Source organism: Novosphingobium sp. KACC 22771, from assembly GCF_028736195.1.
Taxonomy (GTDB): Bacteria; Pseudomonadota; Alphaproteobacteria; order Sphingomonadales; family Sphingomonadaceae; genus Novosphingobium.
In genome coordinates this window covers 689,175-715,443 of record NZ_CP117882.1, presented here as the reverse complement: position 1 = coordinate 715,443, position 26,269 = coordinate 689,175, and the positions used below count along the sequence as shown (strand labels likewise).

General features: G+C 61.6%; 26 protein-coding genes. 6 read left to right on the top strand and 20 right to left on the bottom strand.

Annotated features, from left to right (window positions below; translation table 11 throughout):
- Positions 1 to 249: 249 nt before the first annotated feature.
- The 18 genes from PQ467_RS20045 to PQ467_RS19960 form a co-directional block, all read right to left on the bottom strand.
- Complete coding sequence (locus PQ467_RS20045; protein WP_274176245.1) at positions 250 to 828, bottom strand: hypothetical protein; 579 nt, start codon at positions 826 to 828, stop codon at positions 250 to 252.
- The gene (locus PQ467_RS20040; RefSeq protein WP_443193019.1) at positions 825 to 1,712 is read right to left on the bottom strand and encodes a conjugal transfer protein TraF; all 888 of its coding nucleotides are present in this window, start codon (positions 1,710 to 1,712) and stop codon (positions 825 to 827) included. Before PQ467_RS20040 ends, PQ467_RS20045 begins: the two co-directional genes overlap by 4 nt.
- Positions 1,709 to 2,305: a S26 family signal peptidase gene (locus PQ467_RS20035; RefSeq protein WP_274176244.1), complete on the bottom strand. Its 597-nt coding sequence runs from the start codon at positions 2,303 to 2,305 to the stop codon at positions 1,709 to 1,711. The genes PQ467_RS20040 and PQ467_RS20035 overlap by 4 nt, the downstream gene beginning before the upstream one ends.
- Entirely contained in the window at positions 2,277 to 3,155 is an 879-nt protein-coding gene (locus tag PQ467_RS20030) for a type-F conjugative transfer system pilin assembly protein TrbC (RefSeq protein ID WP_274176243.1), read from the bottom strand. The genes PQ467_RS20035 and PQ467_RS20030 overlap by 29 nt, the downstream gene beginning before the upstream one ends.
- Positions 3,127 to 4,221 (bottom strand): conjugal transfer protein TraN, encoded by a 1,095-nt coding sequence (gene traN, locus PQ467_RS20025; protein WP_443193018.1) that lies wholly within the window; start codon positions 4,219 to 4,221, stop codon positions 3,127 to 3,129. Before traN ends, PQ467_RS20030 begins: the two co-directional genes overlap by 29 nt.
- Positions 4,218 to 6,146, bottom strand: a complete 1,929-nt coding sequence (locus PQ467_RS20020) for a hypothetical protein (RefSeq protein WP_274176242.1) — start codon at positions 6,144 to 6,146, stop codon at positions 4,218 to 4,220. The genes traN and PQ467_RS20020 overlap by 4 nt, the downstream gene beginning before the upstream one ends.
- Before the next feature lie 313 nt (positions 6,147 to 6,459).
- The gene (locus PQ467_RS20015) at positions 6,460 to 7,455 is read right to left on the bottom strand and encodes a TraU family protein (protein ID WP_274177265.1); all 996 of its coding nucleotides are present in this window, start codon (positions 7,453 to 7,455) and stop codon (positions 6,460 to 6,462) included.
- 26 nt (positions 7,456 to 7,481) lie between these two features.
- On the bottom strand, positions 7,482 to 8,144 hold the full coding sequence (locus tag PQ467_RS20010; RefSeq protein ID WP_274176241.1) for a conjugal transfer protein TraW: 663 nt from the start codon (positions 8,142 to 8,144) through the stop codon (positions 7,482 to 7,484).
- Positions 8,141 to 8,545, bottom strand: coding sequence for a hypothetical protein (locus PQ467_RS20005; RefSeq protein ID WP_274176240.1), 405 nt, complete (start codon positions 8,543 to 8,545; stop codon positions 8,141 to 8,143). The genes PQ467_RS20010 and PQ467_RS20005 overlap by 4 nt, the downstream gene beginning before the upstream one ends.
- Complete coding sequence (locus PQ467_RS20000) at positions 8,542 to 8,883, bottom strand: hypothetical protein (RefSeq protein WP_274176239.1); 342 nt, start codon at positions 8,881 to 8,883, stop codon at positions 8,542 to 8,544. Before PQ467_RS20000 ends, PQ467_RS20005 begins: the two co-directional genes overlap by 4 nt.
- On the bottom strand, positions 8,880 to 11,396 hold the full coding sequence (locus PQ467_RS19995) for a TraC family protein (protein ID WP_274176238.1): 2,517 nt from the start codon (positions 11,394 to 11,396) through the stop codon (positions 8,880 to 8,882). The genes PQ467_RS20000 and PQ467_RS19995 overlap by 4 nt, the downstream gene beginning before the upstream one ends.
- Positions 11,393 to 12,091: a TraV family lipoprotein gene (locus tag PQ467_RS19990; RefSeq protein WP_274176237.1), complete on the bottom strand. Its 699-nt coding sequence runs from the start codon at positions 12,089 to 12,091 to the stop codon at positions 11,393 to 11,395. Before PQ467_RS19990 ends, PQ467_RS19995 begins: the two co-directional genes overlap by 4 nt.
- Positions 12,091 to 13,431, bottom strand: a complete 1,341-nt coding sequence (locus tag PQ467_RS19985; protein ID WP_274176236.1) for a TraB/VirB10 family protein — start codon at positions 13,429 to 13,431, stop codon at positions 12,091 to 12,093. The genes PQ467_RS19990 and PQ467_RS19985 overlap by 1 nt, the downstream gene beginning before the upstream one ends.
- Entirely contained in the window at positions 13,428 to 14,204 is a 777-nt protein-coding gene (locus PQ467_RS19980; RefSeq protein ID WP_443193017.1) for a type-F conjugative transfer system secretin TraK, read from the bottom strand. Before PQ467_RS19980 ends, PQ467_RS19985 begins: the two co-directional genes overlap by 4 nt.
- Positions 14,188 to 14,823 (bottom strand): TraE/TraK family type IV conjugative transfer system protein, encoded by a 636-nt coding sequence (locus PQ467_RS19975; protein ID WP_274176235.1) that lies wholly within the window; start codon positions 14,821 to 14,823, stop codon positions 14,188 to 14,190. Before PQ467_RS19975 ends, PQ467_RS19980 begins: the two co-directional genes overlap by 17 nt.
- Positions 14,824 to 14,828: 5 nt before the next feature.
- On the bottom strand, positions 14,829 to 15,095 hold the full coding sequence (locus PQ467_RS19970) for a type IV conjugative transfer system protein TraL (RefSeq protein WP_274176234.1): 267 nt from the start codon (positions 15,093 to 15,095) through the stop codon (positions 14,829 to 14,831).
- Positions 15,096 to 15,224: 129 nt separating this feature from the next.
- Positions 15,225 to 15,539: a hypothetical protein gene (locus tag PQ467_RS19965; RefSeq protein WP_274176233.1), complete on the bottom strand. Its 315-nt coding sequence runs from the start codon at positions 15,537 to 15,539 to the stop codon at positions 15,225 to 15,227.
- Between the two features lie 205 nt (positions 15,540 to 15,744).
- On the bottom strand, positions 15,745 to 16,560 hold the full coding sequence (locus PQ467_RS19960; protein ID WP_274176232.1) for a DsbC family protein: 816 nt from the start codon (positions 16,558 to 16,560) through the stop codon (positions 15,745 to 15,747).
- Between the two features lie 328 nt (positions 16,561 to 16,888).
- On the opposite strand from PQ467_RS19960, the gene PQ467_RS19955 reads away from it, so the two are divergent.
- The 6 genes from PQ467_RS19955 (at position 16,889) to PQ467_RS19930 (ending at position 21,501) form a co-directional block, all read left to right on the top strand.
- Entirely contained in the window at positions 16,889 to 17,326 is a 438-nt protein-coding gene (locus PQ467_RS19955; RefSeq protein WP_274176231.1) for a hypothetical protein, read from the top strand.
- A 266-nt stretch (positions 17,327 to 17,592) separates the two neighbouring features.
- A complete protein-coding gene (locus PQ467_RS19950; RefSeq protein WP_274176230.1) occupies positions 17,593 to 18,003 on the top strand; it encodes a helix-turn-helix domain-containing protein in 411 nt (136 codons plus the stop codon).
- Between the two features lie 18 nt (positions 18,004 to 18,021).
- Positions 18,022 to 18,648 carry a GntR family transcriptional regulator gene (locus PQ467_RS19945; protein ID WP_274176229.1) on the top strand — a complete coding sequence of 209 codons (627 nt, stop codon included), beginning with the start codon at positions 18,022 to 18,024 and terminating at the stop codon, positions 18,646 to 18,648.
- A 164-nt stretch (positions 18,649 to 18,812) separates the two neighbouring features.
- Complete coding sequence (locus tag PQ467_RS19940; RefSeq protein WP_274176228.1) at positions 18,813 to 18,944, top strand: benenodin family lasso peptide; 132 nt, start codon at positions 18,813 to 18,815, stop codon at positions 18,942 to 18,944.
- Between the two features lie 95 nt (positions 18,945 to 19,039).
- Positions 19,040 to 19,711, top strand: coding sequence for a lasso peptide biosynthesis B2 protein (locus PQ467_RS19935; protein ID WP_274176227.1), 672 nt, complete (start codon positions 19,040 to 19,042; stop codon positions 19,709 to 19,711).
- Complete coding sequence (locus tag PQ467_RS19930; RefSeq protein WP_274176226.1) at positions 19,711 to 21,501, top strand: asparagine synthase-related protein; 1,791 nt, start codon at positions 19,711 to 19,713, stop codon at positions 21,499 to 21,501. Before PQ467_RS19935 ends, PQ467_RS19930 begins: the two co-directional genes overlap by 1 nt.
- Here PQ467_RS19930 and PQ467_RS19925 read toward each other — a convergent pair.
- Together PQ467_RS19925 and PQ467_RS19920 are read right to left on the bottom strand one after the other, a co-directional pair.
- Complete coding sequence (locus tag PQ467_RS19925) at positions 21,489 to 23,621, bottom strand: prolyl oligopeptidase family serine peptidase (RefSeq protein ID WP_274176225.1); 2,133 nt, start codon at positions 23,619 to 23,621, stop codon at positions 21,489 to 21,491. The genes PQ467_RS19930 and PQ467_RS19925 overlap by 13 nt on opposite strands.
- 74 nt (positions 23,622 to 23,695) lie before the next feature.
- Positions 23,696 to 26,248 carry a TonB-dependent receptor gene (locus PQ467_RS19920; RefSeq protein WP_274176224.1) on the bottom strand — a complete coding sequence of 851 codons (2,553 nt, stop codon included), beginning with the start codon at positions 26,246 to 26,248 and terminating at the stop codon, positions 23,696 to 23,698.
- Positions 26,249 to 26,269: the final 21 nt, after the last annotated feature.

Here is a 26,269-nt window from a genome sequence, read left to right as displayed (position 1 = left end):
GCTTCCTCTTTGGCGATGGCAAGGCAAACGGCCCGTCGTGCGTTTGCCTTGCAGGGTTAAGATTGAGCAGGGGACATCGGACCATCCCGGCAGATGCAACCGACAGCCATCCCCCGATGGCGTGTCCGTCAACGCAAGCTTGCAGAATTGAAAAATGGTCTGCCGGTCGATCAGACCCGTCCGGCACGATGCGTTCTGAGCCCTGTGAACGCAATTGATCAGCGGCAGGGGGCGGAAGCATGACAGGAATCATCTCGCCAGACTCACGATCCCAGTGAATTTTGACATGGCCCTGACGCCAACGGCAACCCTGACCCCCGTCAGCATCTTCGCGGCCAGATAGGAGTTACGCGCGATATTGACGCCATGATCGGTGCCAATGGCGACCGGCACCATGCGATTGGCATCGGCAACAGGTCGCACCCAGGCAACGGGATTGCCAACCCAGGGAAGGCCGAGCCGACCTGAGCGCAGCATGGCTTCCTGCGCGCCGATGGTAAGAACCTGCCAGCCATATCGCGCCCGTAAGGCAAGCAATTTGGCCCAGAGATCGGCGCAGGCCACGCAGCCGGGCGCCGTGCTCATCTCGATCACGTAAAGCGAGGCCTGTCCTTTGAGCACAGCATCGAAGTCTGGCGGAAAATCGCGCGTGGCCGGCGCGCGGGCAAGCCATGCTCGGGTTTCAGGCAGTGTCCTGATGGGATGGATTGCTGCATGCCAGGCGACCTCGCGCGACACGGGTTGTTCAGCAGCGGCCGGTATTGCCGGCAGGGCAGCAGCCAGGAGAAACCCAACCCATCCAAGCGTGGGAAGATTGGTGTGCCTCATGGCTTCCTCCCTCCTGCAGCCAGGATTTCGCCCCCGATCACGCGCGGATCGTCCGACGAGACAGGCCCATTGGCAAGAGCATCGAAGAAGCCGCCTTCTTCACCGGCCCCGGTCAGCCACTGCTCCGGCCGGATATCGCCGGTGAGCAATTTGATGGCCTGATAGGCCATCTGCAGCAGGTTGGGATAGGTCTCTATTCCCGCCGCGATCACAATACGCTGCTGGCTGCCACGCCTGATGACCATGGTGGTCGGTGTCACCTCGACACCGAAGCGCTGGCCCAGATCAGGGCGCTGTTCGAGGTCCATGCGGGTGACCTGCCAGCCCGTCTCATCCTGAAACCGCTGCAGGATCGGCCATTGCACCCGGCAGTAGGGACAGGAGGCGCGGTCGAACATGACGAGCGCGAATTCGTGGCCATGGGAGCGCAGATACTGGCGGCGCAGGTCGTCCTTATGCGCGCCCATGGCATCGCGTGCTTCGCCGACCAGCGGATTTGCCGCTTTGGCGTTCAATTCGGGGTGAGCCAGCAGAGCAAGCTGGGTAACCCCGGCAAATGCGCGAGCCTTGCGCCGCGCGAAGTCTTCCAGTCGCCAGAAATCGGCCACAGCGTCAATGGTCAGAACGGTTGCCGCATAATCGCGTTGCTGCTCGATCAATTTGGCGATCCGCGGGGGTGACCATTTGACCAGTTCGACCATCGGGGGAAGGACAGGTTTGGGAACCGCGTCCATCTCCGCCTTGTCGGGCAGCGCGGATTTGGATGTCTCGTACCACCAATATCCTCGCGCAACGCCGGGGGCCGGCCTGTCAGGGACAGTCTGGCCCAATGCGGACGCTGTCGAAAACAGCGCGCAGACGAAGATGAGTGAGGGGCGCCTCACAGGAGCTTCTCCATACGGGTCAGCCTGCCGATCGCCACCGGGCCATAATAGCGGCTGTCGAAACCGTCGGGCGATGAGGAACCCACAAACACCATCCCCGCCGGAATAATATCGCCTGACGGCTGCCAGTGGATGAGGGGCCGACCGTCTCGGGCGTACGGCTTGCTGATGCCAAGCAGGCGGTCATTGCAGTAATACCAGCCATCAAAGGTCTCACTCACCGCCGATGCTCTCTCGACCATGGTGATGCGCTCGCCGGGCAGACACAGCGCATATTTGGTGACGCTGACCGGCTTGGGCCCGGCAATGGGATCGGACAGGGTGAAGGAGACAAGATCGCCGGTCTGGATCGTACCGGGCGCCTTGTAGATCACCCAGGCGGCGATCGAGGGGGTTGCCACCAATGTGATCTGCGGCATGGCCCACCAGGCCATAAGCCCGATCGGCAACACAATCCCGTAAGCCTTGAAGAGCTGGATTGGCCGGGCAGGCTGACCCATCCCGCTCGCGCCCAGAGCAACTGCGGCGCGAAGCGGCAGGTCCTTCAGTTCTAATACGCCGCGTTTACCGGCGCGCCAGATGAGCGAGAGCATCGCGTATCTCCTCCTTACCGCCAACACGGCCATATTCTGCAAGAAGCCCGGAGAGCGCCGCATCGCCATAAACGATGTGGGCGGCGCGGGGGCTGGTTTCGTCGCGCTCGCAATAGGGCTGGGCAGGGTCGCCCGGGATCATCGCCAGCGCGGGCACCCGGGTTACGCCGTGCTCGCGGAAAACCAGAGGATCGACGATGATCTGCGCATTGCGCATCGCGCAGTCCGGCCCCTCGCAGCCGGGATCGAGCCGCAGGATTTGCGCCGAAAGCCTCGCCATCGGTTCGACTTTGGCCATGCCGCCGGGCATGCCCCGGAAGGCCAGGACCCCGCTCACAAGGGCGAGATCGGCGGCATAGGTGCGCAGCACTGCAACTGGCATCGAGGAGGAAACAAAGAGCACCGGTACCCAGCCTTTGTTGAGGCTTGAAGGGGCGGCGCCGGCCAGCGCTTTGGCTTCGGGCTGTTCAAGACCCAGCGCCTGCGCGATCCTGCGACTGGCCGTTTCCCGTTCGGCGGCCATCGCCTCGCGCGCTGCGGTGATGTCGGCGGCGGCGCGTTTCATGGCCGTTGGATCGCTTCGCTGTCTGGCCAGGCCTTCAAAAGAGCGCCGAAGCAAGGAAGGATCAGGGGCGGGCCGGGCAGGTATTGCCGGGGCGGGAAGGTTGCTCTTTTTCGCGGCGCCAACTGCGCGTTTCATGCGCTCCATGGCGGCATCGCCCTCGGCTTGCACCCGTGAACGCGCACTTTGCTTGGTAGAGGGGCTTTCCGCCCATGCAGGCGTTGACGCCAGCGCCATTCCGACGAGGAGCCAGGCGCACCTATTGGCGGATCGTTTGCTGATACGCATCGATCTTGTCCTTCATGTCAATCTGGATCTGGGATTGCGCGCGCGCCTCGATGTCCTCGTAATATTCCGAGAGGTCCATTTTCGAGAAATCGAGCGCCTGAAACTCTTCCGGCGTAAGGCCCCGGCAATAGGGCTGTTTGGGAGTTCCCCAGCCCACGACGTTGAACGACTGCAACTGTGGTCGCCCCTGCTCCTGAATGATCCTGCCGAGCCTGGTGTTGAAGCAGCAATGCCCCACCGATTTTTGCAGGCAGATGCCTAGGATCTTCGAGGTGCAGTAGCTTCCGACCTCGTGGCACATGCCCGAACCCTTGAGCATGCCCACTTCCATATCCTGGCTGTCGCAGCCTTGCAGCAGGATCTCGATCATGAAATTGATGGCAAGGCTGATGGCGATCGAGGTGGGGTCGAGCCCGACAATGATCGCATTGGCGCCTGCACTGGCGGCCTGACTGGCCGTCGCGCCCACCTGAAAGGCCGCATAGGCTGCCTTCATGCCGGTCAACACGCCTTTGGCGACGGCAATCTTGGTCGAGATCGACGAGATCGAACCGCCCATGCCATCCTTGATGATCTTGCCGCGATCCTTGCAGCAGTTCTGGAATGTGGTGAGCAGGCCGGCAGGGCGGCAGCGGGCCGAGCGGCCTGCGAAGATCTCGATGGTCCCGAGACAGTGACCTTCGGCATCGACCGAGCCATCCGCCTCAACGCCGGGATCATCGACGACCGGGTCAGTCTGAATAGGATTGGCGCCGGTATCGATACATGGGTTCGGCGAGCAGGAAACCTTGCCTCCTGCCGCAGGCGTGACGCAGGCATATTGCGATCCAAGCGGACATTGCTCCACACCGCTGGCATCAGCGACGCAAGGGGTCTCGCCAATGGGGCACATCCAGCCCCCCGCCGTAGTCAGCTGACAACTGGCGGTTTCACCTTCGTCGGCTGCATCGCCATTGCCATTGAGATCGGCGGCACACAGTTGCTGCGCCTTTGCTGTGGCCGGCAGCAGGCCGACAGTGCCACAGAGCAAGGCCGCAAGGGCCAGCGAGATTGGACGACGCGTCACCGCACCGTTCCGGTGCAGATGAGGTCGGAACCGCCGAGGCGCATGGTCTGCATCATCACCACGGCCTCGGGGAAATCGTCGATGCAGCCGCAGCCCTGCACCAGTTCCTCGCCATCGCCGACGGGGCAGACATTGTTGTCCTGGCAGGCGTGGTAGAGATAATCCCAGCCAGTCGGCGTGTTTTGTTTGCTGCCGATCACGCCATCGAGCGCGGCGGCGGTGTTGGCCTGGGCCCTCCTGGTCTTGCAGACCGGTTCGCAGGTATCGACTGTGCCGCGATCGGGCAGGGCAAAATTACGGGTGTTGAGCCGGTAGCTGCCATCATCATTGGACAGCCGATCGGCCAGCAATGTTTCGGTCGAATGATCGATAATATAGGCGCCGCGGCTGGTGTTGGGGTCAGCCATGCCCTTGTCGATGCTGCAAGTATAGCGCCGATCTTTCGTGAAAAAGTCGCGGCTAAGCTGGACCGAGCAGGTGCTGGCGGTAACGATACGAGTCTGTACAATCGGCTTAAGACCGGTGCGGACACCGTTCAGAGCGGTGACGACCCCATCAATGGTTTCATCGCTCAGGCTGCAGGCCGCATTGCCTGCATAGCCGGCGCAGCCATCGACCAGATTTTCGGAGAGGCTGCAGCTGGTATCGACAGTGGCATCGATCAGGGCGAATACCTCGCCATTGCCGCCTACTGCAACCCGCAGCTCAATGTCATGGTCGCCTTTGGTCAGCCAGGGTTTGAGATCAAGGTTGGGCCATCCCGACCAGTTCGTTTTGCGATCGCAATTGCCGGAGGGAACGCTGCTCCCGGTCCAGTTGGCAGGATCGGCAAAGACAAGTTGCCCGTCGATCCATAGCTGCATCCAGTCGTCCATGCGATATTGGCTCAGCCGGACAGAGGGCAAGCGATCAGGATCGCTGATCCGCAGGGTCATGTGATAGCCGAAGAGACTGCAGCTGCTGCTATGGAGGCTGTTGTCATCGGGCGAACCCATCATGAAACTGATCTGATTGCCATTGCTCGCCACATCGCCATAACCGCCTGCGATCCGGGAAATGATATCCCGCTGGGCCGGGCTGGATAGGGCGATCTGACGCTCGATGGTGCAGTTGCGGGTCTCGATGACGCGCGATGTTGCGGCAGGTGAGGCCGACAGCATCTGAAAAATCGAACTGGAGGCTGCAGCGGAAGCCGCGTCACCGGCAATCGCGGTCGGATTGGTACGGTACGCGGGCTGCCCGATGGAGTTCGATGCGGCGCAACTCGTGCTCTGGGCGCCGACATAGGCAATGACCGGACCCTCGATCCTGACCTGCGTGACGCCATAGCGTGGATCGCTGGTGGTGAGTGCCGATACTATGCCGCCGCCAAGATCCTTAAGAACTGTGGGCAGGTTGGTAAGGGCCAGCCCGCTGCCGCAACTGCTGTTGATGCAATAACAGCCTGCCAGATCGGTCTGGGCCACCGCTTCGAGTTTGGGCGCCTGCGCGGCATCGACCGCCCATTGGTAGAAATGGCAATTGTTCCAAGTGCCTGCATCGCAGGAAATGATGCCGTTGGCGCAGACGCCCGAAACAGGAACCGGCAAAGTGGCGCTGGCGTCGAACGTGCCATCAAGATTGGTGTCGCGGCTGATGCGGACTGTTGCAAGATCGCCAGTCGTGGAGGGCTGGGCCAGTACCTCAAGCAAAGTCGCTGTTTTCTGGCAGGCAATATCGGGGGTGAACTGGCGACTTGAATCTACCGTCGAAACCGCCTGACCGCTCAGCCCCGGCGTCAGGTAATTATGCAGCAGGGTATCGCTGTCGCCAGTCTTGGCGCGCGTGGCTTCGGCTGCAGCGCGGGCACGATCCTGCCCGGTTTGCGCGCTGACCGGCAGCGGCAAGGTGAGCGCCGCGATGAGCAGGAGGGCCCGGCCTGTCATAGCAAAATGTCCTGCGGGGTGACGCTGCGCGATCCCTTGGTGAGACGGAACAGCAGTGTCCGATGATCGGGTGCGGGCAGGGCGGTCCGGAACGCGGCTTGCCCTTCGAAAACGGTCAGCGTGGCAACGAACGGGCGGTGAGGGGAGAGGACCTCGGCCCGTAGTTTCGCGGCCACGCCGACCGCCGGAGCGCACCCATCGGGGGCAATGGGCGCTGCTCCTGCCGCAGGTGGATTTCCGGGGCCAACAGGCTGACGGGTAGGCCATCGGTAGTCCGGCTGCATCCACATGCGGCATGGGGGGAGAGACCTGCTCATGGCACCGAGATCCCGGCGCAGCAGATCGTCTTTTCAAAAAGCATGAACTGGGCATTGTCTTTGCCCGGCGCGTGTTTTGCGCTGGTCCACAAGGAACCGGGGCGCCCGACATTCACGCATTGGCCGCCTTTGACGGGTTCCATGAGCTGAAGTTTGTAGCGGCTCTTGGTCCAGATCGGCTGCGGGATGAACGAGCAGCCGTCGGCGGAACTGATGGTGAGCGAGCCCAGGCGGCCCATCATGAAAATGCCGCGCGCGGCAAGCCCGGCCCAGGCCTCGACACTGTCGTCGAAATGGATGTCGCCGGCAATCGGATAGGTCGAACCCCAGGACCCCATGCACCAGAACAGGGGATCGACGACCTGGCCTGCGGCGGCGGCGGCGCTGTCGCTCATGCAGGCAAGACCTGCGGCAGGATTGCCAAAAAGGATCGCTTCAGGCTGGATGATGGCGCTTAGTGTTGCCGACTGCCAGGTGGCGAGAACCTCGGTGATCAGCGCCACATCGAAGCCGTCATCCTCAAAACAGGGCAGGTCAGTGAACATGTCGAGCATTTTCCAGACCGGCGAGATGTAATAATGCATCTGCGCGAACATCTTGCGCGTGTTGGTGCCGTCGGCGATGCTGGACTGGCTGCCTTGAAGCCTGCCGTGGGTGGAGAGAATGTCGGCACCCAGCGCCATCATGCAGCCGGGTTCGGTCACCACATCGACCATTCGATTGGGCGACCAGAAGCTGACCTTGACGCCGAACCAGAAGGTCACACCCTTGCGGCACGCGCATAGCGGCTTGGAAGCCGATTGCGCGTCGAGCGCTTTGCCCAGCGGATCGTGCGGGCCGATCTTCACGCCGCCGATGCTGATCGGGAAGATGCAGGACCATCGCACCTTGGTGATCGGATTGAAGATCGTGCCGGCCTCGCATTTCGATGCATGAGCGGGTGAGCCGACCGCCAACGCCAGACAGCCTGTCAGGCAGGTTGCGGGGAACATGAGGGTTTTGGCAAGGGGGAAGCTTTTCATCGCGAGCTCCTCCGCGCGGCTTTGGCCGCATCCACTTCGCTCAGCACCAGCTTTTGCCCGGACTGCTCGACGATGACCGGGGCGACGGTCAGGCCAAGGCGCGTCTTGATGCGTTCCTCAAGCAGGAAGATGGGGCGTTTCAGCCGCTCGCCAGCGGTGATCGGGTCAGTATCGCCGCCGGCCCCGGCAGCGATCAGGATAAAGTCCGCAGGACCGGCGTTGCGCATGGCCCAGTCGAGCTGCGCCGGATGGACGATCAACAGCCGTTGCGGCAGCGAGACATAGGCGAGGGGATTGACGGTGGTGCCTTTGGCGTAGAGCACTCTCCCATCCGGAAGATGAATGTCCTGATCGAGTGTGTAAAATGGAACCACGCTGCGCAGGCGATCAAACCGCGCTTTGCCCAGCGCTGCCGCTTTCATCGCCGACCAGCCCGAACGCGGTCCGAATGCAGCTGCCATATCGGGAACATGCGCGGCGCGACCCTCGATCTCGGCAATCGCATCGGGTTCGACAATCGGCCATGTCCTGCCGATTGTCGATGTGCCGGCATGGGCGGCCGATGACAGAAGCAGCAAACCGCCCAGCAGCACGGCACCAGATAGAGGGCCATGTTTGCCACCGCGAGAACAGGGATCAGCGTCCGGGAGTCCGGTCATTCGTCCTCTCCCGGATCGGCGGAGGGCGGGCACAGGCGCCAGAACAGACGGAATGCGGCTTCCGACAGGACTGGGGCCAGACAAGCAAAGGTGACCCAGCCGGCATAGGCGATTGCCGGACTGCCAAACCACGCGATCAGCGGAATGAGCGGTGCGACGCAGAAGATGGTCTGGAAAAGGGCTCCCCAAACAGGCAGGCGCTCGGCATCGCGCAGCATGGTTTCCAGCAAGGCGTTGGCGGTGCTGAGGTCGCCTTCGAGGCTTTGTATTTCATTCCGCGTGAACCAGGCGAGCCGGACAAGATAATCATCCGGAAGTTCTTCCGGCTGACGGGCAAACCGGCTGATCACGGCAAGGTCGTCAATCAGGTCTGGCGTTGGATGGTCTTTTCCCGGGGTCATTTTTGCCTCCCCTGACGAAAGCGCGAGAAGAGCGCGCCGCAGCCGGCTGACAGGCCGATCAGCAGCAGGCTGCCGGCCAAGCAGGCTCCTGCAACAAGCAAACCGGCGCGCAATGTTTCCAGCACGGGCTGGTGCAGCGTCAGGCCAGCGACGATGACGAGGCCTCCCATCACGGCAGTCTCGATGGCCATCAGGCCCAGACGCCATCGAAGCGCCTGGGCTTCGGCCCGCTCGAGCACCCGCTTTTCGATCATCGCCTCGATTTCGGGATCGAGCGTCCAGTCGAGCGCGAGTTGATTGGGATGATCGCCCGCACAGTGGGGCGTGCGACGGGTCATGCGAACCTCCCCTGTCCGTCAGGGCTGCCAAGAACCTGCTGTGGGTCGACACCGGCCAGTTCGCACACCGCTTCAAGCGGGCTGCGACCGGCGCGGACCAGCGCCTCGAAAGCGGCAACCTCATTGGGAGCCGACGTGTTGATCCAGTAGCTGAAGGGATCGACCACCAACCGGGCGATACCGAGGCCTAGCGGACTGTCGATAAACACTTCTGAATAGTGCGGTTTGGCGTTGCGGACCGATTTCAGGAGATCGAGGACAAAGCCCGAATAGTCGAGGATTTTGTTGTCGACCGCCTTGTCATAGGTCGAGCCCTGCAGGAGGAACTTGGTCGCGGCATTTTCAAGGATCACCTGGCCGGTGCCGCCGAACAGCGTGAGGTCGTTCATGCTCTGGAGCACGATGCCGAAACTGCCCTGATATTTGCGCGCGCGGCGATAGCCCTGTCCGAAAGCTTCGGCGAGCCGCGAGAGATCCTGCCCGTCGCTACGCGTCATGAATTGCGCGGCCTCGTCGCAAAGCACAAAGCGCGGTTTGTCGCGGGCCGAGAGATAGAGTTCCTGGGTAACCGCGTTCACAACGACCATAACGATCACGTTGAAAAGATCGGGCAGCGCTTTGAGCCGCTCGAGTTCCAGGACAACGAATTCGTCGCGCGAGATGTCGAAGGTCGAGGGGCCGTTGAAGAAGTGGCCGTAAGCCCCATCCGACCCGAAATCACGAAGGTTGAATGCGAGCTCTCGCGCCACTGGAACGAGATGATCGACGCGGTCGAGATCGCTGCTGGTATCTTGCGGGTAGCGCCCGAGCCAGGTCCGTACCGCATCGATCCCATCCTCGCCGCGCCCGCCATCGACGGTCCATTGCACGGCGGATTTGAGCAGGTTCCATTCCGAGGTGGTCACCGGCTTGCGGGTCGAGGCATTGGCCATTTCCGCAACGATGGCGACGGCCATGGCGATGGCGGACTGCTTGTCCTCGCCATCAAGCGCGAGGCCCATATCGAAGGGATTGAGGACCAGACGTTCCTCGCCAATGTCGATGTAGCGCCCCGAGCAGAGCGTGCAGAGCTTGCGATAGGAGCCGCCGATATCGATGATGCGGATGAGCGCGCCTTGCGCATAATATTGCTGGCACAGATTGTTGAGCAGGAAGCTTTTACCCGCGCCTGATTCCGCCGAGACGATGAAATTGTAATTGTTGATGCGCGGATCGAAGAGATCGAGCGTGACAAGTTGTCCTTTGCGCCCGACATAGAGCAGGGCAGGGCGTCCGCCCCCGCGAAAATCGGTCTGAACCGGGGCCATCAGCGAGGCGGCTTTGACCGGCATCCGGAAATCGCGCTCCAGCAGTTTGAGCGTGCGCTTTTCCGGATAGAGACCGAAGGGCAGACTTGCGGCGAGCAGCACGGGCAGCAGGTAACTCTCCTCCTGCACCATGAAGGGCAGAGGTTCCGATTCCCACAGGCGCTTGGCGCGCGCGGCCATCTCTCGGGCCTGCGCGCTGTCGCGGCCGAATACCCACATGGTAGGGATCACCGAGACAAAGCGGCTGTTCGAGGCCTCGTCGAGGATCCAGCCGATCTCCTCAATCTGCTTGCCGACCTCGACAGCAAAGCTGCCGGCAGCCTTTTGCGCCGAGAGAATTTGCGCCCGCTTGTGAATTTCGAACTGGGAATGGTCGAACATCACCGTCAGGCAATAGAGGAAGGGGCCGCCGATCTGATCGCTGTCCTCGGCTGACCCGCGCATCCCGCCCATCAGGCGATTGGCGCGCTCGGCCGTGATCCGCCGTGCGGGCGCCTTTGGTGTCAGGCAGCGCGCCACCTGATTGCCGAGAAAGACTTCTGGCCCTTCGAAACAAAGGTCGGGCCCTGCCTCGATGATCTGGCGCGCAATGGGAGGCGCGGGCATGCCGCCGACGCTTTCCCCCAAAAACACGCCCGGTGCGGCTGTAAAGACGCCGTTGAAGATGCGCCGATAAAAGCTCACCAGCTCTTCGGGCGCCAGACGGCGAATTCCCATCTTGGCGAGTTGCTCTTCGACCTGACGGCGCAGATCGGCGCCCAGCTTCACTCTGGTCTTGATCGCCAGAAACAGGCGAAAGTCGCGGACCGGAATGCCGCGCAGAGCATCAAGCCCGCTCGTGCCGGCGCGCAGATAGTCGGCCATGCGCCGGGCAGAAGTCTGCACCAGCGGATCGGGGCGGATTTTCAGATCGAGATAGGCATCGAGCGCCGGGTCGATCAGCGGATCGGCAAAGGTGATGAGCTGGAGGACGGTGCCTTCGGGGAAATGGACATTGAGCAGGCCCTGCATCGCCTGACTGACATGGGCGAACATATAGGCCGATGGCACCAGTTCCCATGCCTGACCCCAGCCATCGTCGATGCAGAGAAAAGCTTCTTCCTCCTCGACCCAGGCGACCATCGGCAGAAAGTCGGAATAGGCGTCGCGTTCGACTGCTGCATGCAGGCGGCGCAGGGTCAGCCCCGGACGGCTCGCCGCGCTCACGGACGTTGCTCCGCTGACAGGGCAGGGGCGATGCTGTTATCCTGAGGCGCGTCTGCGGGGATGTCATCCTTGTCCCGTGTTGAGCGCAGCACGGGAGGCATGGGGGCATGACCTGCCGGTTCGACGAGATAATCGCCGACCACCCAGGCGGGCCGGTCGATGATCGAATAGACATAGCGCGCCATATAGAGCCGGTCGGGACGCTGGCGGTCGGCATAGGGCAGAATGAGCGTGCGCAGGGTCCGCGAGGGGCGCAGCATTGGCGTGCTGGCCGCAGCCGTCGTTGCGCCAATGTCAGCGGGTGTCGGCTTTGGCGGCGCACTGCTTGTGCCCTTGGCAAGCGGTCTGGATTTGCCTGATGGCTTCTCTGCCCTGTTTGGCGCCTGCTCCATCGCAGCAACTGCAACCGGGGGCTTGACCGGGTCAGGTGTCAGGAGCTTGCGGTCATTGGTGACCGCAGGATCGGATTTCGGGAGGCGTCCGGCAACGGCATCGGCCCAGGCTTTCTCGGGATGAATGCATTGGCCGTGATCGCTGTTCTTGCAGGAGAACTTTTCGCTATAGGGTGACATCATCGAGCCGACGGTGGCGCAGCCCGAGAGCGCGGCCATGGACAGGCTCAGGAGGATCTTGCAGCAGGTCCGCAGCGGGCGGTGAGACTGGATCATCGTTCTGTCTCCGGTTGAGGCGCGCATCAGAATTTCACTCCCGCGCCGGGTTTGATTTCGAGGGCGACGCCTTCCTGGATCACGACGACGACGTCCTTGGCTGCCCCGACTTCAACGATGGGGCTAGCTTGCCGTGCGAGGTCGAGATAGAAATCCGTCAGCTTCTCGGATGACTTGGAGAGGCCCCCGGCAATGCCGGTCTTGGCCGCGTCCCCTGCGTCGAGCGTTCGCACACTGCCCAGCGCCGAGGTCGAAGTGCTGCCGAAGGTGCCCTCGACCGACTGGGAGATCCCGCTGACCGTGCCGGCGATAAAGGCGCGGGCCAGCGTTGCTCCGGCTCGCGTCACCACTTTGCCCGAGAGGCCCTTTTTGCCGTCAGCGTCGACAAAGAAGCCTTTGACCGGTTGATCGACGATGGAATGCTCGTCGAAATCAACACAGGAAATCGAGACGAGCTGGATTTCCACGCGTTCTTTGGCGAGACTTCCCGTGGCATTGCCGATGACAAAGCAACCGGCAAGATTGGCCTTCACCTCATTGGGCAGCACGGCGGGGGCCTGAACGCGGGCGATGATCGGTTCCGGGTTGCTGGTCGCGTCCCGACTGGCCAGAGCGTCGATCCCCGTCAGCAGCCGCGCCTTCATGAAACCAGGCGGCAAATAGATCGTCCGATTCTTTTTTTTAGCGGGAGACGAGGCATCGCCCCCGGTTTGCGCAGCGACCTGACTGGTCGCCGAGCCGATCGCGCCCAGCGTCTTTTCAACGGGCGGTGCAGGCGGCGCGGACGGGGCTACCGGACCCGAAGGCGGAGTGGGCAGCCTGTCGGCAGATGCGCCGATGTCACCTGTCACTGGAGGCGCGGGCAGATGCGGCGCGGTGCCGGGTAAAGCAGGGGGCAGATCGCCATCGCTCCCTGATGCGGGCCCTCCGCCGGCTTTGCTGCCAGGAGTGATTTTGCCTTCTTCGATCGCGCTGACGCGGTCGCCGAGCAATTGCTGGCCATCGAGGACCTTCCTGAGGTCACCGCGCAGCTTTTCCTCAAGACTGTCACCGCGCAGTCCCGCGCCCATATTGAGCGAGGTGGTCTTGCCTGCAGGCTTGATCTCCTGCTTGTGGCCGGTCGCGGTGTAGAGACCGAGGCCCAACATACCGACGCCCAAAGCAACGGCCAATTGGCGGATCCGCAGTTTCCGGCGGGCGGACAGAGTTGCCCAGCGCGCTTTCCAGCCTTCCAGGACCAGGGCCGGAGCACCGTCCTTGCCGATCTCTTGCGCTGCCTGCCGGGCGAGATGCGCCTGATAGGCCGAGGAGCGCTGGGCTGACTGCCCGGTATCGGGTTCGGTACCCGGATCGATATCCTCGCTCATTGCCCGGCCTCCCTGCGCAGGATGATCAGCCGCGCGCTTTCCCCTATGGCAAGGCGGCTGCGGTCCAAGGTGACCGAGAAGATGTGTTCACCCAGGGCCGGATCGAGGAAGGCGCGCTCTTCAAGCGTGACGGGCGAGGTAGCGCGGACCCAATATTCCGAAGCGGAAAGGCCCGAGCCTTCGATAGAGAGGCGGCGGCGTTCCTTAATGACGACCGCCGAGAGCGCAGCAAGCTGAAGCGGCGTATCGGAAGGCGCTACCTCGGAAAAGGAAGCCGGAATGCGATTGCCCAGTATCGCCAGGGTGATCGACACCGCGCGATCTTCATCCGCAAGAGGGCTGAGCAGATCGCTGTTGGCTTTGGCCCTTTGCCGCGCGCCCGGCGCCAGCACGACTGTCTGGGCCGGAATGTCGGAGGGTTCGGCGTAGAGCGGGTAGGTCGCGCCATTGCAGGTGACGAAGAATTCCGACGGCTGGGTGACATAGCTGCGCGTCACCTGCCCGGCGTCGTCGATCTGCCTGACCAGAAACTTGATCCAGGCGTCCGCGCCGCCCTTTTCGACCGCCAGCCCCTTTTCCTGCGAGAATTTGACATCCTCGATGTCACCGCCCTCGCAGATGAGGTGGTTGATGTCATGGTTCGAGAGGCGGATGCGGCTGGTCTGATCGGGAAGGGCGCGGATGGTTTGCGCAGCGGCAGGCATGGCTGCCAGCAAGGACAGGGCTGACAGCAGCGTACGGGCTGGACCGCGAGGATTAGTGGGTTTCGGCATCGAACTGCTCCTCGGAAAGGCGGGTCAGCCAGAAGCGACCATTCTCGATCGCGTAGCCGATGTGCAGATTGCCCCGGAATTTGCGGATCACGCCGCCGATCACGCGCACCTTCTCGACCGGCACGGTGATCGTGCTGGATGTCCAGGTCACGGGCTGGTCATTACGGATATAGGTGGCGATCGAGAGCGTCGGATTGCCGGCAAGATCGTCGAGCACGCCGTTCAGGCTGTCGCGCATGGCATTGTAGGCCGACGGGTGAGCCAGTCCCAGCAGTTCCTGAAATTGCCGGTCCGCCGAATAGGCAGAATAGGTGCCCGCAAGCGCAACGATGTTGCGCGTCATTGCGACCAGATACCCCTGCGAGGGCTTGTTGCCCGAGACATAAAGGTCCCCGGTCGCGCCGAAGGGGACCACCACGGTGCGGGCATTCTGGTTGGTGGTGTAGATCACCATGCCGAGCACCGCACTCACGCCGAACATGCCGGCGATCGCGGCCTTGAGCAGGCGGTTTTCCTCGAAGAGGTTCGCCGAGCCCTGGAGATAGCGGTGGATCCCGAAACTGGCGGGTTTGCCGAGCAGCGGATCGGCGTCGGCCTTCTGGCGTCTGAAAAGTCCCATGGCGCCTACTCGAAGAAGCGGGTCTGGGTCGGACCCGGATAGTGAGGGAAGGAGACGAGACCCCAGCGCCAGGCGAGATGCGCGAGAAACCCGCGCGGCTTGCTGCGTTTCCAGGGAATGAAAAGGAGAAGGGCGACGCTGAGCATCCATCCGAGCATTCCGCCCACGATCGCCGCCACGAAAACGCTCGAGGTGGCCAGCATGAACTCGTCCGATCCGAACCACAGGATCTGGACCGGTCGATGGAGATATTGCGGAAGGCGCTCGTCCATTGCCCTTCTCCTCCTGCTTCATGACACCCGCGAAGGTGCCGGTTTCCGGGAACCGACCATCGATCCCCAGCTTGTAGGCGGCGTGTCTGCGTTAATCGGGTCATCCCGGATGCAAACGAGCCGCATGGCTCAGACGACCATCCCGAAGGTCTGGAGAATGCTGTCGGCCTTGATCAGGCAGACAGCGGCAACAATGGTCGGGATGCCGATCATGATGTTCGAGAACAGGCGGCTGACCCCGAACAGGAAAGCGGCGACGCCGCCCACAAAGCCGAGCGGGCCCTTGACACCCTTGTTCACGACAATGTCGTAAATGTCGTAGCCGAGATCGCCCTGAGCCGGTGCCTGAAAGGCGTGGGCGGGGCCAGCGATCAGGGCCAGCGCGGCGAAAGGGAGGCCGAAACTGGCCATTGCAAGCGCGCGCTCACCATATTTGCGCATCATGGTACTACTCCTTGAAAGTGGAACCGCCCGCAAAATGCCTGCCGGCATCGACGACAGATCGGTGTCGGCCGGGGCGTCGGTGGACGGCTCCGGGAGCCCGTCGCCGCCGGCATCCTGGTTCATCCGCCCGTGCGGCAAAGCACAGGTCCGGACGCCCGCCAGAAACTATGTGAACGGTTAGGGCCCGGTCCGACGCCGGGAGCGCTCAACGCGCGGCGTCGGAAACTGCCTTCAGCGCCGGTTTGGCATGCCGGTCGAGAAAAGCTTCGAGCTCACCTTGCTGAAACCCTGAGATAAGTTTGCCATCGACGATGAGGGTCGGGGTTCCTGTTATGCCAACCTTGGCAACAAGCTCGGCATCCTGCGCAACTCGCGCATGGCCTGCGGCGCATTGCTGCAGGATCGGCAGGGTTTGCCCCGAATAGGCTGCCCGGAAGGCGGCATCTTTATCGGGTGAGCAGAGAATATGCTCGGCCTTGGCCGCAGCTGCAGGATGGATGCCGCTCACGAAGAAAACGAGGCGGCGTACCGGCTTGCCCTCGGCGGCTTTGGTGTTCCAGAAGCGTTCGAGTGCCTGGCAATAGGGACAATCCGGGTCGGTGAATTCGATCACCGTCGGCGCGCCCTCGGGCCCGATGGCCAGTGCTTTGGCCGGGTCGATTGCCTTGAGGCGGCGGGATGCGCCCTGTTCCTGCGCCAGCGCCGTAAGGTTGACGCCGTCTTTGTCATAGACCGAGGCAAAGAGCAGATGCTCGCTTTGCGGCGCATAATAGATGATCCGGCCACCCGCGACCGCCTGATAGAGAGGCCCTTTGACCGGTGATTGCCCGAAATCCTCGAACTTGAGGTTCGTGAAAGTCTGATGGAGCTGCTGCTGGGCGGCCTTGGTGGCCGATGCCAGCGCGCTTTGGTTGTCGGTCTGCTTTGGATGCGTGTCTTGCGCCTGCGCCGCAATCCAAGGCATAGTGCCGATTGCGAAAGCGACGAGCAGGCTCACGCGGCGGACGCGCGTTTTGGACATGAGCGAAACCTCCTCACGGGATTGCCAGGTTCGAAGCGGGCTGAGCGGAACTTGCCGATCGTTTGGGCTGACCGCTCAGGTCTGTCGTTTCGACATAGACATGAGTGCCGACAACAGCCCCCGCCCCGCAAGAGAGGGGGCAATGGAGTTCCGGTTTGAGGAAATCCATTGCCGGTTATCGGCAATCCATTTCCGAAAACCGGAAATACACTTCCGGTTTCGCTCTTTGTTCTTTCGCGGAATTTTGCTCCTGGGCACCGAATCGGCCTGCGCCCAGGGGCGGCGATCTTCGAAAGATTGAAGGGGCGTCCTCAGATGGAGAGGCGAAATGGCAAACCCGCGATCGCGAGCCTACAAATTGCAGCTCTCGGAGCACGGCATCCAACTGTTCCTGCGTTGCCATGGCCGACTGTGCTGTGTGGTGGGAGATTTTCTGCCCTATGGCAGCACGCTGTTTGTGGCAGTGTCCTTGCTGCGGCTATGCGCGGTCAAGGATCTGCCGGGAGAATTGCTGGCCCCGGATATCAAGGGATATGGTGGCCGGCTTATTCGCTATGTCGGGACCTCGCCAGGCTTGTCCGGTACGGTGCAGGAGATCGCGGCGAGCTTGGAAGAAAGTGGCCTTGTTCATCCCTCTCCGCAGACCTGGAAGATCTTCCTGGCTGCCCTCAACCATATGGAAGCCGTATCCGACCAGGAGCTTCGTCGCATCTTTTGCGCGGTTGCCCACGAGATAGGCCGTCCTCCGGGGCGTACCGGACGCTAGAGTGTTCTCCCGATGAGCCCAAAGCACTCAAGTCTTTGGTTACCCCATTCTACCTTCTGTGGCCTTCGGCTCGGCGCCGACGATCGGTTCAGGTTATCCTGACAATGCTGCAACAGGTGCGTGCCTGCGACCATTTGGTCGAAATGTCCGATAATGCTCGCGTTTGCAGGAGCTTCTCCCGATTGACGGCCAGATTTTAATGCAACACTCTTCACCTATAGGGCAATGCGCTTAGGTCTTTGAGACGCTGTCAGGGGGACCTGCAGATGACGCTTCAAAGTCCGCAAGCGACTGACAGTGAAATTCTTGCATTGATCAAGGAGCTCTCCGGCAAGCTCATCGAAAGACGCCGGCGCCGCGAGCGTGTCTCGCAACATTTTTTGGCAAAATTAGTTGGGCGCAGCGAAAGGTGGCTGCGCGAAATCGAAGCCGGCGTCGCCACTTCGAAATTCGAGGATCATGTCCGCTGCGCGCATGCGCTGCGGATGACGACGCCGCATCTGTTCATTCCTCTGCTGGCTATGGAGCACAAGATGGCCATTCCGCGCGAACTTCTGATGCAGGACGATCTATGGGATCTCGAACGCGAGATGCTCGATGCGGTCGAGCGCCATCAGGCCTCGGCCCTTGCACGCCTGGCAGGTCGGCCCGCGCAAGCGGGCTTGCGTGACCGATAAGCGCCGGGACGGAGCTTGATGGCACCCCGGCCTGTCGCAGCGGAGCGAGCCTATGGGCTTTTGAAGGCCGATGTGCTTTCCGGTCGGTTCGCGCCAGGTTCGGTGGTCATCGAACGCATCATGGCCGAGGAATATGGCGTGTCGGTTTCACCTTTCCGTGACGCGGCGCAGCGCCTTGTCGGCGAGGCTTTTCTCGAGATCGGCGCAGGCGGGGGCTATCAGGTTCCCTCCATGAATGCAGAAGTCCTGAGAGATCTGTACCACTGGCACAGCCATCTGGTCCGCCTCATCCTTAAGGCGCAGCAGCCACTTCCCGCAGGGGCCTATTCACCTGCTACCATGTCTTCGCTCGAGGCCGATCACCTGCCTGTGGCCTTCACAAATTGCTTCCGCTCGCTCGCCGGGGCAGCCTCGAATCGCGAGTATGCAAGAGCGCTCAGGCAGGCGACCGACCGTCTGTTTGTCGCCCGGCTCCATGAGGGCGCGGTCCTCGCGAATCTTGCCAATGAGTTGGAGATGGTCGAGGCCGCGACTGCGTCGGGTTCAGGTCTCGACCGCTACGACATCCTGTGGGCCTATCATCGCCGTCGTATCCGGCGGGTTACCCGGATCGCAGAGCTGATCAATGCCGGAAAAAGCCGATAAATTTCAGAAAGCTTCGGTCGGTTGCCTGGTCAGCCGGGCGAAATGCATCGCGCTGGCGCCGTGAATAGGCGCTTATGCGGGAGCGAATAAGATCGTCGGATAGCAGCCTTCCACCTTACCTTGGCCGGGCTGCAATCGTGCAGCGTTGAATGAAGGAAATGGCTATGGAACGCGAACATCTGATGGATGACCTCATCGTTCTGGGTGCGATCACCGAAGAAACGAAGGGCATTTCCAACGAGCCCCAACTCGACAGCCAGGGCAACTTCAGCGGCGGGGGCCTCTCCGACGACTGAACCTTTTGGCGGCGCGTCATCCCGGCGCGTCGCCAATTGTCATGAGGCTGCAAAGCCTTCTGCAGTCCATCGAAATGCTGTATCGGAGAGACTGGATGGGTTATTCCCTCGGCGAGACATGGTCGTTCTGTATTCCTGAGGAGCAGGTCGTCCTTATGGATATCGAGCGCAACGCCTATGTCGCGCTTCCGCCATCGCTTGCTCCTTCCTTTGAACGGTTGCGCAGGCACGAAGCTCTTGATGGCGACGATATACGGTGCGTCGACGCACTGATCCGGACCGGTATCCTTGTGCAGAATGCGCCGGACGGCGCGGTCACGCCATGCTCGCTTCCGATGGAACCAGTTCGTGGATTTGACGCGCAGGATCTGCTCGGTTGGTCGCTGCGCGATTGTCTGCAGGCAACCTTCGCATTGGGCAAAGCCCGCAACGCTCTGCTCCATCATAATCTTGCCGGAATACTTGCAGAAATTCGGGACCAGCAGACTGGGGCCAACTGCGTATCGGCGGTGCATACGGATCTTCGAGCGCGAGCGGTCGCATCGGCCTTTTATCGGATGAATGCTTTTGTTACGCGCTACGATCAGTGCCTGCTGCGTTCGCTCGCGATGATCCGCTGCCTGCTGGCCAGCAGGGTACAGGCCAATCTGATTTTTGGCGTGGCGACCCGACCCTTCCGCGCGCATTGCTGGGTGCAGCAGGGCGATCTCGTGCTCAATGACACGCTTGAGGGAATTCGGAATTACACGCCGATCCTGGTGAGCTGATGCGCGCCGACTACCTTGCGGTGTGGAACTTCGCCGCCGGCAGCAGCCATGATGACCTCTTGCAGCTTAGTGAGGATGAGGATCTTAGCCTTGTTCATCAAGGGCATTGTCATGCACTATTCGTGAGCCCCCAGCAAAAGCTCGTCCCCGGCGAAGATGAGGACGTTCTGGTCATCGGGCGATTGTTCAAGGGCACGAAACCTGCCAATCCCATTGATCGCCTTGGTTCGCAAGAGTGTCGGCGAATCACGGCCACTGACGGGGAAGCCCTGATCGACGATTTCTGGGGTGGCTATGTCGGGTTCGTTCTGGATAGAGAGGCTGCAAACCTGCATGTGATCCGCGACCCATCCGGACAATGCCCGTGTTATTTTCGGCTCGAGCAGGACCGGATTTGCTTCAGTTCCCGCGCTGATCTTCTGGAGGCGGTTTCCGGGCGTCCCGCTGCCATAAATTGGGGCGGGCTTGTTGCGCATATCGTCTGGCCGATGATCCGTCCGCAGGAAACGGCCGTTCGCGAGATCCAGGAAGTCCTGCCCGGCATGCGAGTCACCGTGCATGACGGAAAGGCGGAAAGAAAACCGGTCTGGTCGCCCTGGACATTCACCCGTAATGCAATCTCCGCGCCGCAATATCCGGAGGCGGTACGTACGCTGCGCCAACGGATCATCGCCTGTACCGATGCCTGGGCCTCCGAAGCCCGGCACACGCTTTTGGCCGTATCGGGCGGGCTGGACAGTTCGATTGTCGCGGCAGCGCTGGCGGCTTCGGGCCGACAATTTACCTGCCTCACGCTTTATACCGGGCAAGCGGCGGGCGACGAACGTCACTATGCCCGCGCATTGGCCGAGCATCTCGGTGTGGAACTGATCGAGGAACCCGAGCGCATCGCATCGGTTGATGTTGCGCGGAGCGAAGCCAGACATTTGCCGAGGCCAATATCCCGCGCCTTTGCGCAATCGGGCGACCGCGCTCATCAGGAACTCGCCGCAAGGCTGGGGGCGGATCAGTTCATCACCGGGGGAGGCGGTGACAATGTGTTCTGCTTCCTCCATTCCGTAGCTCCGGTGGCCGATCGCATCCTCATGCCCGGCTCGCGGCTCGGCAGCCTGCAGGCCTTACGGGACGTTGCGCGATTGAACGATGTCAGCCTGCTTACCGCGCTGGCAGGGACGCGGGCAAAGCTCGGGCAAGTCGGGCTTGCACATCGCTGGCCGAGGCGAACAGGCTTCCTTTCTCGCGATCTGGTCGAAAGTCTGACGGGGCCGCCACTTCATCCATGGCTGTCGCCGCCCGGGGACGAGGTTCCGGGTAAGGTCATGCATGTGGCCTGGCTGGCCGCGATCCAGAATCATCTCGAAGGGTATGGCAGAGAATGGATGCATCCCTTGCGCGCGCCGCTCATGGCGCAGCCGATTGTCGAACACTGCCTTACCATTCCATCCTGGATGTGGATCAACGGCGGGCAGGATCGCGTGCCGGCACGGGAAGCCTTTGCGGACCTTCTGCCGTCGTTGATCACCGCGCGACGTTCCAAAGGAACGCCCACGGGCTTTGCCATGCACCTGCTGGACGCCAACCGAGACGCGATCAGGGATCTGCTTCTCGACGGTCTGCTCGCGCGGGAGGGCATTCTCGATCGGATGGTTATTGAGGCCTTTCTCGAACGTCCCGATCCGCGAGATGTCGTGCGCTACATGGAAATCATGGCGCTTGTGGATGTCGAGGCATGGCTCAGAGCCTGGGCCATGCCATCGCCGCGCCTTGTCCGCCGGGGTCATTTTTCATGAGAAGGGGAAGGGGGCAACTCGCTTCGCAGCTCCTTCCAATGCGCGATATCGGCAGAGTTCGCGGCATTTACCGATGTATGATCAAGCAGCCAGAAGTCGAACCAGTCGACGGACCGCCGCATCCGCGACAGTTGATGGGCAGGCTCGCGCGTGACGAGGTGGCCCTCATTTGGGAAGATATACATGTCCGAAGCGCCGCCGGCATGCTGGATTGCCGAGAACAGCTGCACCGCCGAGAGATATTCGTTTTCCGGGGTCTGGATCAGCAGCGAGCCTTTGACTTGTGCCGCATTCAGCGCCGGAGAGATGTCTTTCCAGCGTCCTTCCCTATCATCGAGCGGATGGGGCACGTTGAGCACATTGAGCAGGCTGGTATTCCAGCCGTGGCGAACCGGATCGATGAACATCAGTGTCGCCGGGTCGATGGTGATGCCGGTGCCGATCACGACGCTCTTGAACATGTCGGTATGGCTGAGCGCATAGGCGCCCACCATGCTGGTAAAGCTGTGACCGGCCAGCCCGACACGCGCGGGATCGATCAGCTTTGCGTCCGCCAATTGATCGATGATCGCTTTGTAGCCTGCGATGGCGGCGAGATGGGGGCCAAGCGTTTCAAGCTTGCCATCGGGCGTTACCTTCATGCCCACGGAATTGTTGTGATTGACGCATAGAGCCGCCATCCCGCGCTGGGTCAGCAGCTGCTCGGGGGCCAGCGAAGTGAAACCTCCGCGCAAAAGCCCCCGGCATCGATAGCTGGTGATGACCAGCGGCACAGATCCATTGGCATGAGGCGGCAAGACGAGGAAGCCGGTGAACCTGTCGCCGTTCGAGCTGCGCCAGGTGAGAAAACGCGCCGGATTAAACGCGCGTCTGCGAAGCACCGGGTTGGGATCGAAGAGGGTGATTGTCTCTCCTGTGGCGGTGTCGATCCGGACAAGGCGCGGCGGCGATGTCGGTCCCGCATGAACACAGAGAAGATATTTCCCCGCTGCCGAACAGGGCTTGCCGCTGTAGGTCGATCCGCCATCGAGCGAACCATCCGCCGCGCGAATGAGGCGGGTTTGGCCGGTTTCGGGTTTCCAGCCGTAAAGCACCGTCCAGGTGGAGTAATCCTCCTCATGGGCGATGATGAGTTCGTGTTCTTCCCGGTTCCAGCTCACACTGCGCAAAGCTGACGAACGGGTGAAGCAGAAACTCTCTGTACAACGACGCTCGCTGCCATCTGGCAATTGAGCGACCACCTGATAGGTCGGCTCGAGCAGGAAGGGGGCCGGCGGTGCGGTCTGGACCAGTCGGGCCGTCATCCCTGACCGTCCGGACGAGATTGTCCTGCCGGCGGCATCTTTCCCCGATCCTGACAAGACCGGATCGGTTTGGGTGATGCCAGAGGAAGTCTTCTGAAGCTTCCTTGAGGCACCCGGTAGCGGCACTAGTTTCTGTCGCAACTCGCCGGAAAAAGCCTCGCGCGCGCTGTTGCCTTTGCCCGCATAGCGGATGGTCGACCAGCGATTGCCGATCAGAAAATTGCCGGTGAGGCGGCTTCCTTCAAGCGACAGGCTGCGGTCAGCGTGAAGGCCCTCGCGGTGCTCCTGCTCCATGGCCTGATCGATATCCCGTCGTGCCGCTCGCACGCCGATTTCGGCCTGGCGGCCACCGGGCAGGATTTTGAAGGTCTCTATGTCAGCGTCGTCCGATATGGCCACCTTATCGACGCCATTGGGAGCGATCCGGTTGATCGTGATCCTGCCATCTCTGAGAGTTTGGACATAAAGGGCCTGGCTGTCCTGCGCCCATTGCGCCTGTCCGTCGAGGAGCGAGTCAAACATGGGCTGCCGCAGTGGAAGGCTGGCATGGCCGAGGGGGAGGGCGACCTTAGGCTTTCCCGCGATTTCGATCATGAGCCACTCGACGGAAACGCTGTTGCTTTCCAGTGAAGGCGTGATGACCCGGAAGGCTGCTGACCTGCCGTCTGACGAAATGGTCACGCTGTCGAGCGAGCGCATCGCGACCAGATCCTGCAAGCTTGGCGGGCCGGACGTTCGAGTATCGGGGCCTGCGATGGCCGGGGCGGCGCCCATCGCAAGCAAGGCTGCGATGGGCGCAAAGGTGATTTTGTGCATGTGAGAGATCCAGATGGAGAGTATCCGCCGCTGTCGCGCCCCTCGCGATAGGCGAGGTAATGAAGGCGCGGCGGCTACCAGTTCTTACGCAGGGTCAGGCTGACCAGCCTGCCAACCGGCGAATAATTCGTCGTGTCATAGGGCGCGTCATAGGCCGCCCTGGTGCGGGTGATATCCGGGCTGGCATTGGTGATATTCTGGGCTGCAAGCAGGATTTCGACGCCGGTGAGGGCACCGCCTTCGAGGCGAAGGCGTCCGGTCAGATCGAGTGTCGCCATACCGCTGACCGGCGTTGCGGGCGTATATCGGGTGTCGCTGACACCGCCAATGTAGTTCACGAAACCGGCAAGAGACATTCTGGGTGAGTCCCAGCCCATGCCGAACCGACTGCGGAAATGGGGCGGATTATAATAGGTCCCCGACAGGATGATCGTGCCGGCGGAAGGAAGCAGCTTCTGCTCGCTGTCGAGATAACTGCCGGAGGCTGTCACTGTGATACGGTCACCGTTCGCCATCGCATACCCAAACTCGCCGGAAAGATCGATGCCGCGAAGCTTTTGCGTAGCGATGTTGAGATTGCGATCATCGACCACTGCCACCACACTGGCAGGATTATAGGCTGCGCCCGAATAATTGTAGATGACCTTATCCGCCAGCGCGCCGGTGAGGGCAGCAGCCGTGGGATTGAAGGTTACAACGCTGGCATAGGCCGGATTGGAAAGCGATTGCTGCGGCAGGGAAATGGGCTGGATGACCCGGTTGCGATAGCGGATATCGAAATAGGAGAGATCGATCTTCAGGCCGCGCACCCGCGCCGGATGGAAGGACAGGCTGGTGGTCCAGGTGTCCGCGCGTTCGGGCGACAGATCGGGGCGACCGCCCAGCAGGAATAGTGCGGTCGATCCGGCCGGGTATCCGCTCCCGCCCAGGGTTCCGACCGAATAGATCGTGGCGCTTTGCGCGCTATAGCGCTGATAGAGCGTGGGAACCTTGAAGGACTGGCCCCATGAACCGCGAATGTCAAAGTCCGGGGTTGGTGCATAAGTGAAGGCCAGTTTGGGCGTGATCACCTCGTCAACACCGGGATAATTGTCGTAGCGCGCTGCCGCGCTCAGCGAAAGAGAATGGATGAAGGGAATGTTCTGCGCTTTGCCGACCAGCGGAATGTGGAGCTCGGCAAAGCCATAATGTTCGGCCTGACTGGCGCTGATATTGCTGGTCGCATACATGCTTTCCTGCCGGAACCAGTCCTTGCGATAGCCGCCACCCACAGCCAGTTTGGCGGTGCCGCCGGGGATTTCGAGGAGAGGGCCGTCGGCTTTCAGTTCGACCGAGACTGCCGTGTTGCACGTGCAGGTGCGCTGGGTTGTCGAGGTCGCCGCATTGCTGGTCAGCTGCTGGATCAGGCGGGCGTGATCCTTCCCATACATGCCCGAGAGCGAAACGAGCCAATCGCCTGATGGTGACCATTGCAGTGACGGAGCCACGAAAAAGGACGAGGACCGGACGCGCGAGTCATAGGCCGGGCTGTTGGCGGCGGCGGTGAGTGAATAGCCCCGCTGATCCTTGCGCCAGTTGTAGCCGCCATCGATGCTGAATTTGAGATCTTTTGCGATATCCTGATGCAGATTGGCGATCAGGCTGTGGTGCTGGATGAAAGGGTAAAGCGTCAGGCCGGGATTCGTCACCGCAGCATAGGAGCGCTGCGAGGCGGTGATGGCCGTGTCCTTTCCATATTCATAGGCGATGACGGCGCCGCCGCTGCGCCATCTCTTGCCGGTGACGACGTTATATTGCTGCTGCCGATCGCCTCCCTCCGTTGCGAGGCCTAAGCGCGCGCTTGTCGCGAGGCCCTGATAGTCCCGCTTGAGGATGACATTTGCGACACCGGCCACCGCGTCAGAGCCATAGAGCGCGGAGGCCCCATCGGTGACGATTTCGATCCTCTCGATGGCATCGATGGGAATCGCGGAAACATCGATGCTCTGACGATTTCCGCCATTTGCAACGCGGTGGCCATTGATCAGGGTCAGCGTTGCATCCTGTCCAAGGCCGCGAAGATTGATCGACGATCCCGAACCAAAATTCTCCCCATTGGCGACCGGAATGCCGATGCCGATGCCCGGGTTTTGTCCACCCGTGAAATTCTGGGGGATGGATCGTACCACGTCACCCAGATTGGCATAGCCTGAGGCCGCGATCTGCTGGCTGGAGACGGTGATCAGAGGTCCGGTGTTGCCCGTGCCGCGGATCAGCGAACCGGTGACGACAATCGCTGAACTGCCGGAACCTATTGTCTCGGACGCCGGGAGAAATCGTTCCTGAATGAGGACACTTCCGTCGCGATGGGTTGCGGTCAGGCCGGTATGGCTGATCAGGATCTCGACTGCCTCGCTGGCTGTATAGGTGCCATTGAGCGCAGGAGCGCGTTTGCCCTCGACCGAACGCCGCTCAAACATGATTTCCTGATGCGATGCTCGCCCGATCATCCTGAGCGCAGTGCTGAGGTCCTGCTCTGGAAGATGGTATTCCTTCCTGTCGTCAGGCCCGGCAGCCGTAGGCGACAGGAACGCGATTGCGGACAGCGCGATCGTGGAACTCAGGATGTATTTTCGAAGACTGGCCATATGTACCCCCATGGCGCCGAC

What these genes read in the sequence shown, in the direction of transcription:
- PQ467_RS19940 (WP_274176228.1), top strand. Translation starts at nt 18,813, where the DNA reads ATGGAACGCGAACATCTGATGGATGACCTCATCGTTCTGGGTGCGATC.
- PQ467_RS20045 (WP_274176245.1), bottom strand. Translation starts at nt 828, where the DNA reads ATGAGGCACACCAATCTTCCCACGCTTGGATGGGTTGGGTTTCTCCTG.
- PQ467_RS20010 (WP_274176241.1), bottom strand. Translation starts at nt 8,144, where the DNA reads ATGACCGGACTCCCGGACGCTGATCCCTGTTCTCGCGGTGGCAAACAT.
- PQ467_RS20005 (WP_274176240.1), bottom strand. Translation starts at nt 8,545, where the DNA reads ATGACCCCGGGAAAAGACCATCCAACGCCAGACCTGATTGACGACCTT.
- PQ467_RS19920 (WP_274176224.1), bottom strand. Translation starts at nt 26,248, where the DNA reads ATGGCCAGTCTTCGAAAATACATCCTGAGTTCCACGATCGCGCTGTCC.
- PQ467_RS20035 (WP_274176244.1), bottom strand. Translation starts at nt 2,305, where the DNA reads ATGCTCTCGCTCATCTGGCGCGCCGGTAAACGCGGCGTATTAGAACTG.
- PQ467_RS19960 (WP_274176232.1), bottom strand. Translation starts at nt 16,560, where the DNA reads ATGTCCAAAACGCGCGTCCGCCGCGTGAGCCTGCTCGTCGCTTTCGCA.
- PQ467_RS20000 (WP_274176239.1), bottom strand. Translation starts at nt 8,883, where the DNA reads ATGACCCGTCGCACGCCCCACTGTGCGGGCGATCATCCCAATCAACTC.
- PQ467_RS20015 (WP_274177265.1), bottom strand. Translation starts at nt 7,455, where the DNA reads ATGTTCCCCGCAACCTGCCTGACAGGCTGTCTGGCGTTGGCGGTCGGC.
- PQ467_RS19955 (WP_274176231.1), top strand. Translation starts at nt 16,889, where the DNA reads ATGGCAAACCCGCGATCGCGAGCCTACAAATTGCAGCTCTCGGAGCAC.
- PQ467_RS19990 (WP_274176237.1), bottom strand. Translation starts at nt 12,091, where the DNA reads ATGCGCGCCTCAACCGGAGACAGAACGATGATCCAGTCTCACCGCCCG.
- PQ467_RS19925 (WP_274176225.1), bottom strand. Translation starts at nt 23,621, where the DNA reads ATGCACAAAATCACCTTTGCGCCCATCGCAGCCTTGCTTGCGATGGGC.
- PQ467_RS19935 (WP_274176227.1), top strand. Translation starts at nt 19,040, where the DNA reads ATGGGTTATTCCCTCGGCGAGACATGGTCGTTCTGTATTCCTGAGGAG.
- PQ467_RS19975 (WP_274176235.1), bottom strand. Translation starts at nt 14,823, where the DNA reads ATGGGACTTTTCAGACGCCAGAAGGCCGACGCCGATCCGCTGCTCGGC.
- PQ467_RS20020 (WP_274176242.1), bottom strand. Translation starts at nt 6,146, where the DNA reads ATGACAGGCCGGGCCCTCCTGCTCATCGCGGCGCTCACCTTGCCGCTG.
- PQ467_RS20030 (WP_274176243.1), bottom strand. Translation starts at nt 3,155, where the DNA reads ATGCGTATCAGCAAACGATCCGCCAATAGGTGCGCCTGGCTCCTCGTC.
- PQ467_RS19970 (WP_274176234.1), bottom strand. Translation starts at nt 15,095, where the DNA reads ATGGACGAGCGCCTTCCGCAATATCTCCATCGACCGGTCCAGATCCTG.
- PQ467_RS19930 (WP_274176226.1), top strand. Translation starts at nt 19,711, where the DNA reads ATGCGCGCCGACTACCTTGCGGTGTGGAACTTCGCCGCCGGCAGCAGC.
- PQ467_RS19945 (WP_274176229.1), top strand. Translation starts at nt 18,022, where the DNA reads ATGGCACCCCGGCCTGTCGCAGCGGAGCGAGCCTATGGGCTTTTGAAG.
- PQ467_RS19980 (WP_443193017.1), bottom strand. Translation starts at nt 14,204, where the DNA reads ATGCCGAAACCCACTAATCCTCGCGGTCCAGCCCGTACGCTGCTGTCA.
- PQ467_RS19965 (WP_274176233.1), bottom strand. Translation starts at nt 15,539, where the DNA reads ATGATGCGCAAATATGGTGAGCGCGCGCTTGCAATGGCCAGTTTCGGC.
- PQ467_RS19950 (WP_274176230.1), top strand. Translation starts at nt 17,593, where the DNA reads ATGACGCTTCAAAGTCCGCAAGCGACTGACAGTGAAATTCTTGCATTG.
- PQ467_RS19985 (WP_274176236.1), bottom strand. Translation starts at nt 13,431, where the DNA reads ATGAGCGAGGATATCGATCCGGGTACCGAACCCGATACCGGGCAGTCA.